Here is a 13,404-nt window from a genome sequence, read left to right on the forward strand (position 1 = left end):
ATGAGTAAATTTTTATTTGCTCCTTTCATGATGAATTTAGGAGAGAGCCAAAGATTATCAAAACTGGCTAATTGTTTATATGAACAAGGACATGATATTCATATCCTTGGAGACAATTATTATCCATTTTTATTTAATAATGATGCTTATCGCTATCACCACTGTGTAGAAGATAAATCTGTTTATAATAGTAAGCGATATGATGCTTTCTTTTCTCTTTCAACAGACTTTAATTTTTTATCAGAAGAAGAAATTGAACGCATCTGTTCTATTGAAAGAGACTTGTTACGCCAAGAAAAATTTGATGCTGTATTGACAGGTTACCGTCTATCTATTGTTACAAGTTGTCGTTTAGAAAGCATACCATTAATTTGGATTATTTCAGGGGCAACGCATATCAGTGAAATTGTTGAAAACTCAGAAGGAATATTGCCTAATGGGAAGATAAGTAAAGCTAGTAAGCCTCAAACAAAGGATTTTATCAAAAGAGTAATCACTACTTATTCAACAAATGTTAAAACGTGGAATAACTATATTAAAAAATATGGTGGCAAACCTTTTAATAATGCTTTAGAATTATTTACTGGTGATCTAAACTTGGTAACAGATTACTCTTTGTTTTATGAATTTGATAAAGATTCGTCCTATAAAACGATAGGACCTATTTTGATAGATAATGTAGGTTTTTCAAAATGCAGCCAAATTAATCAAGACAATAAGACTGTACTGCTCAGCTTTGGTACTTCATTTAAACGAGATTGGGTGGAATCTTTTTTAAAGACATTACCAAGGCATTATCATTATTTACTGACAAGCTGTGGTGAGGCTATAAACATTCCAGGAAGTTATATTGAGATAGTTGATTTTATTGATTTTAAAACCATAGATAAAGAGATTTATTTCGCTATTATACACGGTGGGCAAGGAACAGTTTATGCGATGGCTGCACAAGGTATTCCCTTTATAGGTATCCCTTTCTTTAACGAACAATTTTGGAATATTAAGAAGTTCAGTAAAGAAAAGTGCGCTTATTTGGTAAAGAAACCTGATGTAAGAGAGATACGTAAAGCAATTAGCTGTCTTGAAAGAGACTATGATATCTATAAAAGTTATATGATAAGACTAAGCCAAGGAATTAAAGAAGAAGCAGAGGCATCTTTACAAAAAGCGGAGGCAGAAATTGAATCCTTTATCAGAAAAAGACAAAGTTAACTATATTATGATTTATAAAAATAGGCAGTCTACATTGGAGAATAATTTATCTGGCGATCGGTTGATGAGATATCAACAAGCAAATAGACAGGTAAGCAAAGATAAACTGTTAACAGGGAGTTATTTTGTGTACCAATGCTTAAAAAAGTTAGGTTTTACCAATAAGATTTGTCAGGAATCTTTTTCTAGTGTTAGTAGTTATTTAATTGGTTTGCCAAAGGGGAAAATTAGTTACTCTAATTCTGGTGACTATCATATTCTAACCTATGCTCCCAGTGGTTCAACTGGGGTTGATATTGAGAAATACAAAGATAGATCAGAACAAACCTACCAAAACTACCTAGGAGAATCAGTTAGTAGTGATATGGATTCTAAATTATTATTTTATAAGGCATGGTTACAAAAAGAAATTTCCTATAAATGTGGGAAATCTATAGATATTACCTATCAAACAATGATAGATGGCTATATTTATGGTTATGCTTTTGATAATACTTTTAAAGTAGAAGCGGTTTACTTAAAAGAATTATTACCAGATAACTAACTCGCAACATGTTGTTCCTACATATGCATCTATAAAAAGCACTTTGAAGTATTTCAAGGGCTTTTTATAATACCTTGGGTAGTCTTTAACAATTATGGTTAGAGTTGATATGATAAACTGATCATTTCCACATTTTATGAGAAAATCAGAAAATAGAGGTGTTTTTTTGTGATAATAATTAGAAATAATAAAAACTGAAATATTTTCTAATGTAAAAAAAGATAAAAGAACTTATTGCTGAAAACGATTTTAACTTAACATTTGCCATTGACAAGTACTTAGAGGAGTGCTAAAATTTCGTTAGCTGGTTAACAAACCGGTTAAGTAATGTGAGGTTCTTTTATGAGTGAATTCCTTTCAGCCAAACCTATTGGTCATAATGATTCATCTAATACTATTTTAAGAATTATAGAGAATACGAAATATATTCATCACTATGATGGAAAAGTTGTTGTCGAAATTCCTCCTCAAAAAGAGCCTATCAAAGTCTTTTTTATGGATTCACGTCTTCATTATTTAGAATTTTCAGACATATGTCGGTATGTAACTGTTGTTTTGAAAAATAGTACCGTTGATAATATAACCAATTTAGGGCTAGATAATCATATTGTTTATGACAATGGTGATGATATGGTTGATCCGTTGCCGAGTATTCAGCATGGATTATTTCTTAATGATGATTAAAGATGTAGACAAAAATTTAGAAACGAGGAAGCCATGACATTTTATAAAAAGACGGACAAATTTGGATTTAGGAAAAGTAAAGTGTGCCGCAGCCTATGCGGTGCTTTATTGGGTACAGTAGCAGTTGTTAGTCTAGCTACAGCAAGTACAGAGATTCACGCTGATGAAGCAACAACCTCACCTACCACTGTAACGAAAGTACCTCAGCCAGTTCAAGCAGACACAACAGCTCTAAATACCTCTAAGACTCACAGTACACAAGCAACTACAACTCCTGTTGAAGCTAAGGAGAATAAGGTTGTCAAAAGTGAAACTGTTCAATCTGAGAGCCGAGTAATGCCTAGAGATAAGGTAGTAGAAAGGCCAGAAACAGTAAAAGCTAGTGTTAACTCAGACGTTAGCCAACCTATTACAACCACACCCCCAACAATTAATGAAAAAACAGTTGAGATTCCTAACTTAGCTCAAGATACTAAGAAGGTAGCTCCAAAAGTAACTGTTACACCAGAAGTTGTTAATCAGCCAAAGCAGTTGCCTAAATACGAGTAAGAAAACTCAGAGAAAGGCAATAAGAGTACAGAAGCAACTAAGGCAGTTACTGTGACTAAACCACAGGGGGCGGTTGCTGAGAAAGCTACTCCGGCTGTGCCAAAGCCTCAAAAAGTAAGAGTAATTGTTGAATTTAATAAGGAATCTATCTTAGATTATGCGACAGAACAGAAAAAAACAGTTGCACAGTTAAATCAAGCTGATGTTGAGAAAAAATTACAAAGCATCAAGCAAGAGCAAGATAAAGTTCTTAAGAATATTGAAAAAAGTGTTCACTTTGATTCAAGCAAAGTGAAGCGTTACGATGCTATTATTAATGGTGTCGCACTTGATATTCAAGCTCAAGAAATTGAAAAATTAAAAACGATTGCTGATGTTAGAAGGGTCTATGTCTCACAAGAATATGTTCAGACAAAACCTTTACTATCTTCCTCAGGGCAACTTATTGGTTTGCCAGAAGTTTGGAACAACTCCCAGTATAAAGGTGAGGGAACTGTTGTTGCAGTTATTGATTCAGGGGTTGATTTCAAACACCAAGCACTAAAAATCAAAGAACCAAATCGTGCTAAGTATAATAAAACTAGTATTGAAAAACTGATTCATGAAAAGAATCTCAAAGGAAAATTCTATTCCGAAAAAGTACCTTATGGTTATAACTATTATGACTATAATGATAACCTCAAGGATAGCTACGGTGTAATGCATGGTATGCATGTAACAGGTATCGTAGGAGCTAATGATGATAATCAAAAATTGTATGGTGTTGCACCAAATGCTCAAATTTTAGCGATGAAGGTATTTTCAGATGACCAACAAAATCCCACAACCTTCACAGATGTGTGGCTAAAAGCTCTAGACGATGCTATTTTACTAAAAGCTGATGTTGTTAATATGAGTCTTGGAACACCTGCTGGATTTGTACATGAGGGGAAAGACTATCCTGAACTTGAAGTTATTGCAAGAGCGTGTAAGGCAGGAATCGTCATTGCAGTAGCAGCAGGTAATGAAGGAAATATCACTGACGGTAATACTTATGGTGTTAAGCCGCTAGCAGAAAATTATGATACAGCCTTGATTGCCAACCCAGCCCTCGATGATAATACCTTGGCTGTTGCCTCTATGGAGAACCTTAAAAAGCATGCTCATGTTTTGAAATTTAAAGATAAAAAATCTGGAACAGAAGTTACAGAAGTCATTAATCTTCATGTTGCCCCAAACGCTTCAAAAACTATTATTGGATTGGCTGTAGATTTGGGAGCAGGAGCTCCTTCGGAATTGTCAAAACATTTTGATTTAAGTGGTAAAATCGCCATGCTTGAAATTCCAGAAGATAATAAATCTAATGGATTTTTAGAAAAAGTACAGGCGATTACTAAGTTAAATCCAGCTGCTATCTTGCTTTACAATAATGCGAAGGTTAAAGATGATTTAGGCAGTCAATTATTAGTTGAATCAGAAGCAGCTAAATTTAATATTGCTCGCATTACCAGAAGCACGTATAACAATATCAAAAATAATAGCAATAAAATTATTACTATTTTAACAGAGCGTCAAGCTATTGATAATAGTTTAGCAGGACAATTATCTTCTTATTCTTCTTGGGGACCTACACCAGACTTACGTCTAAAACCTGAGATTACAGCTCCAGGTGGTCATATTTTCTCAACTGTGGAGGATAATCAATATGCTGATAAATCAGGAACATCAATGGCTGCACCTCAGGTAGCTGGGGCAGCTGCAGTTTTAAAACAATACATTACAGATAAAAAAATTCCTGTTGATAATGCTGCTGATTTTATTAAATTACTCTTGATGAACACTGCACAGCCAATTATCAATAAACAATCAAAAGATGGCAAAACACCTTACTTTGTGCGCCAACAAGGTAGCGGAGCAATGAATCTTGCCAAAGCTCTTGTTACGACAGTCGTTGCAACTGTAACAGGGACTAACGATAATAATGCAGATGGTAAGTTGGAGTTACGTGAATTAAAAGAGAAAAAATTTAAAGCACGCATTCTACTTCGTAACTTTGGAAAAACTAATAAAACGTATATCATCTCATCAGAAGCGATTGCGGACCCAGTTGATGAAAAAGGATTTCGTACGCAAAATTCAGAACACCTAGTATCAAAAAAAGCTGATGCAGTTACAAGGAAAGTTACTGTAGAAGCAGGTAAGACATTAGCTGTTGACCTTGATGTGGATTATTCTGATGCAGAGGCTTTAACTCGCAATAATTTCTTGGAAGGTTATCTTAACTTAAAAGATACTGAAGGTGTAGCCGATTTACACTTACCATTTTTAGGTTTTTACGGTTCATGGACAGAGCAAAAAGCTATTGATGCTTTTGAAGGCATTTCTGAAATTGGTAACGGTGACAAAAAACGTCGCGTTCAATTCTATGTTAATAAAGAAACCAACAAGACCTCATCAACCTTTACAACTAACGGCATGTTGAGTCTTCCAATCTATAACAATACAGTATTTTTCTCTCCTAATAGTCCTTTCTATGACAAAGCAGGAGTTCGTATTGCAGCTTTGCGTAATATGGAGTATGTTCAATATTCTATTATAGATCCAGATACCAATAAAGAAGTTCGTGTACTTGGTAGATCACACGACGTTAGAAAACTTTATCGCCTAGATTATCGTAATAGTTTTGCCATGATGCCAGATTCTATTTGGGATGGTAAGATTAAAGATTAAATTGCAAAAGGGGATAAACAATACATTTATCAAATTAAAGTACAGTTGAATAATAAAGGTGTCGGTGGCGATGGTGTCCAAATTTATCAATACTATATCAAAATGGACAACAATAAACCTTACTTAAGTCCCAAAGATAAGACTACTGTAGAGAAGTTAGAAGATCGCTGGAAAAAAATTACTTTCAAAGTTCAGGATACTGGCATTGGTTTGAAAGACGTTTATCTTCAATCTGTTAAGTATGTTGGTGGTGGCAATAATAATTTAGACCTTATCACACCTCCAGGATTTAAAAAAGAAGATAAAAAAGTTGAAAAACCAAAATTAGACCGTCCACCAGGAATTGATTTACCAGCACCAACTTCAATGAGAAGTTTTGATTATTCAACCCCACCGGGAACTAAGCCAAGCAAACCCAAAGATAGTTTATCAACTCCTCCAGGTTTCCCAGATTTAAACACGCCGCCGGATGAAGCACTAAAGGATAGTAAAAAAGACGCTATTGAAGATAAATCAGGAGCAATTAAATATGCTAAGTCTCTTCAACTTAGCTTTGTTGATGACCCTATTTTAGCTAGCAAAGTAAATGGCAAAATATTACAAGTCGAATCTGATGGCAAATTAGTCATTCCTAGAAATGCTTTGTCAGCTAATCAATTTGATGACACTAGTCTTAAAATTTATCGTAATAATAATCGCAATAAAGAAATTACTATCACAACAGATTATTTTGCAGATACAAAATATGTCAATATCACAGCGGTTGACTATTTGAGCAATACTACTTTTGAGCAATTAGCTACTGGTGAAACAGTAGATTACCATGCCATTGTATTTTCAAGCTTTGCTGCTATTAAAGACAAGGGTGGTAAGATTTATGTTAACGATAAATTGCAAGAAACTTCTCGTATAGCGCTTAAAGATAAATCTGTTAAGATTGGTATTGAATTACCAAATGATGTCAGACATATTGATAGTTTATCTGTTCGTCGTTTGAATGAGGTTAAAACTGTTGATAATATCTTGAAAAATGATGAACAAGACATTAATCTCAGCAAAACTTACCAATTAAAATACAACCCGACAAATCGTCGTCTAGAGTTTACTATTAATAACATTAACTCAAGTTCAGAAATCATGACCACTTTCAAAGATGGAAAGATGCCAGAATTGGTTGAACAAAAAGATGTTTCTTTGGATATAAACGATATGGACATGAGTAAGTTTAAAACTATTCGACTTGGACGAAAGGATTCTGAATTTAAGGGACAACTTATTGCAAAAACTGGAACAGTTGAATTAGATATGTTTTTCAAACAATCTCAAGACCCAGCTTCAATTATTAAAAAAATATACCTTATCCAAAATGGTGTTCCAAATGAATTGAAAAAATTTGACTCTAGTTTTGGTTTAACTGAAAGTCAGATAGATGGATACTATATTTATAAAGATGCAATTAACCTTAAATTTAAATTAACCAGTGGTGCAAGTCTTAAAGTTGTTTATAAAGGGCAAGAAGATCCATATAGTCATCAGAAAGAAGATATGACTAAAAAAGGTGAACAGCTCAGTCATTCAACTCAAGCCAATGAAAATACAGCAAAAGTAACCTTTGCTAATATTGACTGGTCACATTATAGTAAGGTTACTGTGAATGGAAAAGAAGTTGGTAAAGGTAGTGAGTTACCTTTAACTAAAGGATGGACAACATTTGTATTACATAAAACAGAAAATTCATTAAATGTTAAAAGTTTGATTATGGAGACGGGTAGTGTAAGTAAGAAAGTTCAACAACTTCCTTTAAGTCCTAGATTATCTAAAAATAAGCATATGAGGGATATGCTACTTACTATGCAAAAAGATTCAGCGTATTACGAAACAAGTGACAGTCTAGTCCTTCGAATTAATCTCACTGCAGATACTAAACTTAATTTTAATGCTGTTAAAGGAGCGAGTGCTCTTACTGAAAATATGATGATGAGACAGTTTGCAGTTGCTGGACCACAAGATGATCCTGTTAGTGAACATAAATACCCATCAGTATTTCTCTTAACTCCTGCCTTATTGGAAACTGCTAGTGAGGCAACTCTAAATGGTAAGGAAATCACAGCATCTGGTATTATCGGTCACATCAAGGATGGTGATAAAAGCAAGCATGTTGAAGTCAAAATGGTGAATGAAAATGGAGACATGCTAGGAACCCCTGTTATTATTCAAGGTAAAGACTTGACTAATCGAACAAAACCATTAATGAGTGGACGTAGAGTACTTTATGCCGATAAACAATATGAGTTCCGGGCTAAATTACCACTTAGTCGTTTTAACACTTGGATTAGGGTTGAAGTGGTAACAGAAGCAGGAGAGAAAGCAAGTATTGTTCGTCGCATGTTCTTTGACCAATCAGTTCCAGAGCTTAACACAGCAGTTGCTAAACGTGATTTGACTTCTGATACTGCTCTTATCCACATCGTTGCCAAAGATGACTCTCTAAAACTAAAATTATATCAAGATGATTCATTACTTGAATCTGTTGATAAAACCGGTCTTTATAGTTTTAGAAATGGTGTAGAAATCACTAAAGATATGACAGTACCACTAGAATTTGGAGATAATATTATTAAGTTATCTGCTGTTGACTTATCAAATTATCGTCGTAATGAGACCCTTCATATCTATAGAAACCGTTTTGATGTTAAAGCAAGCCAAATGACAGCTGACAAAGGAGCTAAAGTAACTGTGGATATGTTGATGAAGCACTTAGTTGTTCCAGAAATGGCAGGAGCTTATACATTAACAATCGACGAAGCTCCAAACACAAATGAATCAGGAATGTTAACAAACGCTAAAGTATCGATTCATTATGTAAATGGTGGTGTTGATAAAGTTGATGTTCCGATTAAAGTAGTTGACTTAGAAGCTATTCGTAAAGCTGAAGAAGCACATAAAGCTGACGAAGCACGTAAAGCTGAAGAAGCACGTAAAGCTGACGAAGCACATAAAGCTGAAGAAGTACGTAAAGCTGAAGAAGCACATAAAGTCGAAGAAGCACGTAAAGCTGAAGAGGGACATAAAACCCAAGAAGCACCTATAGTTGAAGAAGGCTACAAGGTTAATAACGTTCATCAAACTGATACTACAGTTAAAGCGTCTGATTTACCAAAGACTAAGACAGTTTCCGCAGTTCATATGGCTAGAACAGACAATAAACAGATAACTTCACATCAGACACATGTTGAAAAACAAATTAAAAATACATTGCCATCCACTGGTGACAGCAAACGTGGTTATTATATCACTGGAATGGCTATCGTTATGCTGAGTGTATTATTTAGTTTAGCTAAAAAGTTTAAAAGCAAATATTAATGATAAAATAAAATCTATTTAGCAACATTAATTGTGATGGATAAAAGGTTTTATCTCTTAAATCAAAAGTAGTAGCTCATTAGCTACTACTTTTTTGTATAAGTGTAAAAAAGTGAATTCTTAACAAGAATTTAACACTCTACTTGCTATACTAAAAGTGAATAAGAAAGAGAGGTGTCATTTATGCAAAGAAAATCCTATTTAAAATCCATGAGTGTTCTTACTTTAACAGCTTGTCTTATATCAGGATATGTGGTTAAAGATATTGCTATGTTACATGCAGTATCTGCCAGTGAGAAGAAAGCAAATAATGTCAGTCCGAGAGAAAATCTCTACAGGGCTGTCAATGATAATTGGCTAGCCAATACAAAACTCAAACAAGGGCAGATTAGTGTTAATAGTTTTTCAGAAATTGAGGATAAATTAAAGCAACTGTTAGTGTCTGATATGGCTAAAATGGCCTCAGGAAAGATTGAAACAACCAATGATGAACAGAAAAAAATGGTTGCATACTATAAACAAGGTATGGACTTTAAAACAAGAGATAAAAATGGTCTCAAACCTCTAAAACCAGTTTTACAAAAACTTGAAGCAGTCTCTTCAATGAAAGACTTTCAAAGTTTGGCCCATGATTTTGTGATGAGTGGTTTTGTTTTACCATTTGGTTTGACTGTGGAAACCAATGCTCGAGATAATAGCCAAAAGCAATTGGTGCTTCGTCAAGCACCCGCATTACTTGAATCACCTGACCAATATAAGAAGGGCAATAAAGAAGGTGAGGCTAAATTATCAGCTTACCGTACTTCAGCAATGGCTTTGCTTAAACAAGCTGGAAAAAGTAACATTGAAGATAGAAAACTAGTTAAACAAGCTATAGCATTTGATAGACTCTTATCAGAAAAAACGCAAGTTGATCAAAGTAAAATCACAGCTGAAAGTGAGACAGCTGCGGGGCGATATAACCCTGAAAGTATGGAAACGGTTCACAATTACGCCAAGGAATTTGACTTTAAAGAATTGATTGAAAAACTAGTTGGGCCAACGAATAAGGCAGTCAATGTAGAAGATAAAACTTATTTTAAACAGGTTAATGATGTTATAAATAGTAAACAATTAGCCAATATGAAAGCATGGATGATGATTTCTATGCTAGTTGATCAATCAGATTTTCTAGGAGAACAAAATCGTCAAGCAGCGAGTGCTTTTAAGAATGTTGCGTCTGGTTTGACTCAGATTGAATCGAAAGAAAAAATGCTTACACCCAATTAGAATATACTTTTGGCCATATTTTGGGTGATTATTATGGTAAGAAATATTTTGGTGAGGCAGCTAAAAAAGACGTCGAACATATGGCTAAGAAAATCATTAATGTCTATAAAACACGGTTAAAAAACAACACTTGGTTATCAGAAAATACAAAAGCAATGGCCATTAAGAAACTTGATAACATGAGATTAATGATTGGCTATCCAGAAGATTATCCTGATCTTTATCGTCAGTACCAATTTGATAGTAAAGCAAGCTTCTTTGAAAACAATGATAACTACAGAAAATTATCGAACAAGAAAACATTTGAAGAATTTAACCAGTCTAATCAACGTGAACATTGGCAAATGAGTGCCAATGCTGTAAATGCTTATAATGATCCTAATACCAATTCCATAGTCTTTCCAGCAGCGATTTTTCAATCACCACTCTACGATAAAACTAAAACAGTTAGTCAAAATTATGGAGCTATCGGAGCAATTATTGGTCATGAAATTTCACACTCATTTGATATTAATGGTATGAAATATGACGAGAAAGGGAATCTTCACGATTGGTGGACTAAAGAAGATTTAAAACATTATAAGAAAAAAACACAAGCTATGATTGACCAATGGGATGGCCTTAAAGCAGATGGCGGTAAAGTTGATGGTAAATTAACTTTAGCAGAAAATATTGCAGATAATGGTGGTGTTATGGCATCTCTAGAAGCTCTTAAGACTGAAAAAATCCAAACTATAAAGAATTTTTTGAATCATGGGCAAGTATTTGGCGTCAAAAAGCAACCAAAGAACAAAGTAAGTCCTCAATTCAGTCAGATGTTCATGCACCATATGAATTGAGAGCTAACATCCCAGTACGTAATTTCCAAGAATTTTATGATGCCTTTGGTGTTAAAAAAGGCGATTCAATGTATCTAAAACCAGAAAAACGTTTGACACTTTGGTAAAGCTATGTTTTCCAGACAATAAGGAGAATGCATGAAGAATATAACAAAGCTATCAACTGTTGCTTTAAGCCTACTACTTTGTACGGCGTGTGCTGCATCAAACACGTCTACATCTAAAACACAGTCTCATCATCCTAAACAAACTAAACTCACAGATAAGCAAAAAGAAGAACCCAAAAACAAAGAAGCTGCTGATCAAGAGATGCATCCCCAAGGCGCTGTTGATTTGACAAAATATAAGGCAAAACCGGTCAAAGATTATGGTAAAAAAATCGATGTTGGTGATGGCAAGAAAATGAACATTTATGAAACTGGTCAGGGAAAAATTCCAATTGTTTTTATTCCTGGTCAAGCTGAGATTTCGCCACGCTATGCTTATAAGAATTTAATTGAGCGGTTAAGTAAAAAATATAAAATTTATACAGTAGAACCATTAGGCTATGGTCTCAGTGATATTCCTACTAAACCACGTACGCTAGAAAACATTACAAAAGAAATTCACACAGGCCTAAATAAAATTGGAGTTAAAAATTTCTACCTTGCAGCTCACTCACTTGGCGGTATGTATTCTTTAAATTATGCTAAAAATTATCCAGAAGAAGTCAGAGGATTTATTGGTATGGATACCAGTACACCTTGGATGGAAGGGGAACAAAAAACAAAGTATGACCCTGAAAGTGCTAAATGGGCAATGAAATTACCAGATGTTGATGATAAGACTAACGAACAGTATCTGTCAATTGCGAAAAAATTAACGGCAATAAGTCTCAACGAGATGAAGATGAGCGCTTAGGTGATAATCTTGGTAAATTGAAGAATGTAAAATTCCCTAAAGGGATGCCAACTAAGTATTTTCTTGCTGATCAATCTGTGGAGGGAATCAAGCTACGTCAAGCAGATTTTAAAGGTTTGAAAAATTGGGATCAGCAGCATATTGATTTATCTGAAGATCCAAAAGATGCTTCCGTTGAAATTCTTAAAGGTAGTCACAATATTTTCCAAACACAATATGAACATATGGCTAAAGCTATTGATGGATTTATCCAATCCCATCAAAAGTAATCGTTGAATGAAATACCTAAGTCAAGGAGAAAAAATGAATAAAATAACGAAATTATCAACCGTTGCCCTCGCTTTGATGCTTTGCGTTGGATGTTCTGCCAATAAAGATAATCAAAAAACTAAAACTGAGCAGCCTAAGCAAGAAAAGTCAATCGCTAAGCAAAAACAAGAGAGAGAAGCAGAAAAAGCTATGATTGCTAAAGGTGCTATTGACCTAACTAAATATAAAGCGAAACCAATTGAAGATTACGGACAAAAAATTGATGTCGGTGACGGTAAAAAAATGAACATATATACAATGGGTCAAGGGAAAATTCCGCTAGTAGTCTTCCCTGGTCAAGCTGAAATTTCACCACGTTATGCTTACAAAAACTTGCTTGATAGATTAGGGAAAAAATATAAAATTTATACGGTTGAACCGCTCGGTTATGGGCTTAGTGATATGACAGATAAGCCACGTACGATTGAAAATATTACCAAAGAGATTCATACAGCTCTTGAAAAAGTCGGTGTCAAAAATTTCTATCTTATGGCTCACTCGTTAGGTGGCATATACGGTCTAAATTATGCTAAGACATATTCTAACGATGTCAAAGGTTTCATTGGCATGGATACAAGCACACCAAATATGGAAGGTGATGGCACAACTGGAGAATCTTCAGCTTCAACCTTAAAATGGGCAGAATCCATTCCAGAAGTTGATAAGAAAACCAATGAACAATACTTATCAATCGGTGCTAAAAAATCAGGTAATAAAACAGAGCGCGATGAAGATAGGCGTGTTAGTGACAATCTTCATAAAATGGAAAAAGTTAAGTTCCCTAAAGGTATGCCAGCTAAGTATTTCTTAGCTAATGAGTCAGCAGAAGATATAAAAATGCGTAAAAAAATATTCCCTAAGCTTAAAAGCTGGGAACAACAACATATTGACTTATCTGAAGATCCAAAAGACGTTTCTGTTGAGACACTAGATGCTAGCCACTTGATTTATCATACGCAATATAAACATATGGCGAAGGCTATTGACGAGTGGATTCAATCGCATAAAAAATAATTATTCCCCCCA

General features: G+C 34.4%; 10 protein-coding genes and 1 pseudogene. All 11 read left to right on the forward strand.

Annotation, left to right across the window (positions count from 1 at the left end):
- The 11 genes and pseudogenes from cylJ (at position 1) to QOR44_RS03230 (ending at position 13,392) form a co-directional block, all read left to right on the forward strand.
- Positions 1–1,212 carry a glycosyltransferase CylJ gene (cylJ, locus tag QOR44_RS03180; protein ID WP_000033001.1) on the forward strand — a complete coding sequence of 404 codons (1,212 nt, stop codon included), beginning with the start codon at positions 1–3 and terminating at the stop codon, positions 1,210–1,212.
- Complete coding sequence (locus QOR44_RS03185) at positions 1,181–1,756, forward strand: hypothetical protein (protein ID WP_001068960.1); 576 nt, start codon at positions 1,181–1,183, stop codon at positions 1,754–1,756. Before cylJ ends, QOR44_RS03185 begins: the two co-directional genes overlap by 32 nt.
- 342 nt (positions 1,757–2,098) lie before the next feature.
- A complete protein-coding gene (locus QOR44_RS03190) occupies positions 2,099–2,440 on the forward strand; it encodes a hypothetical protein (protein ID WP_001288731.1) in 342 nt (113 codons plus the stop codon).
- 33 nt (positions 2,441–2,473) lie between these two features.
- Entirely contained in the window at positions 2,474–2,989 is a 516-nt protein-coding gene (locus tag QOR44_RS03195; RefSeq protein ID WP_000145149.1) for a putative cross-wall-targeting lipoprotein signal domain-containing protein, read from the forward strand.
- Positions 2,990–3,040: 51 nt separating this feature from the next.
- Positions 3,041–5,698: a S8 family serine peptidase gene (locus tag QOR44_RS03200; protein WP_000165742.1), complete on the forward strand. Its 2,658-nt coding sequence runs from the start codon at positions 3,041–3,043 to the stop codon at positions 5,696–5,698.
- Between the two features lie 45 nt (positions 5,699–5,743).
- Entirely contained in the window at positions 5,744–9,061 is a 3,318-nt protein-coding gene (locus QOR44_RS03205) for a hypothetical protein (RefSeq protein WP_181432719.1), read from the forward strand.
- A gap of 183 nt (positions 9,062–9,244) precedes the next feature.
- Positions 9,245–10,330: a gluzincin family metallopeptidase gene (locus tag QOR44_RS03210; RefSeq protein ID WP_001868414.1), complete on the forward strand. Its 1,086-nt coding sequence runs from the start codon at positions 9,245–9,247 to the stop codon at positions 10,328–10,330.
- A 20-nt stretch (positions 10,331–10,350) separates the two neighbouring features.
- Positions 10,351–11,169, forward strand: a complete 819-nt coding sequence (locus QOR44_RS03215) for a M13 family metallopeptidase (protein ID WP_001865683.1) — start codon at positions 10,351–10,353, stop codon at positions 11,167–11,169.
- Positions 11,094–11,276: a M13-type metalloendopeptidase gene (locus QOR44_RS03220; RefSeq protein ID WP_071659942.1), complete on the forward strand. Its 183-nt coding sequence runs from the start codon at positions 11,094–11,096 to the stop codon at positions 11,274–11,276. The genes QOR44_RS03215 and QOR44_RS03220 overlap by 76 nt, the downstream gene beginning before the upstream one ends.
- Before the next feature lie 31 nt (positions 11,277–11,307).
- Positions 11,308–12,338 (forward strand): annotated as a pseudogene (locus QOR44_RS03225) (alpha/beta fold hydrolase).
- A gap of 34 nt (positions 12,339–12,372) precedes the next feature.
- Positions 12,373–13,392, forward strand: coding sequence for an alpha/beta fold hydrolase (locus QOR44_RS03230; protein ID WP_001033939.1), 1,020 nt, complete (start codon positions 12,373–12,375; stop codon positions 13,390–13,392).
- Positions 13,393–13,404: the final 12 nt, after the last annotated feature.

The sequence above is a fragment of the Streptococcus agalactiae genome (assembly GCF_949788565.1).
Classification (GTDB): domain Bacteria; phylum Bacillota; class Bacilli; order Lactobacillales; family Streptococcaceae; genus Streptococcus; species Streptococcus agalactiae.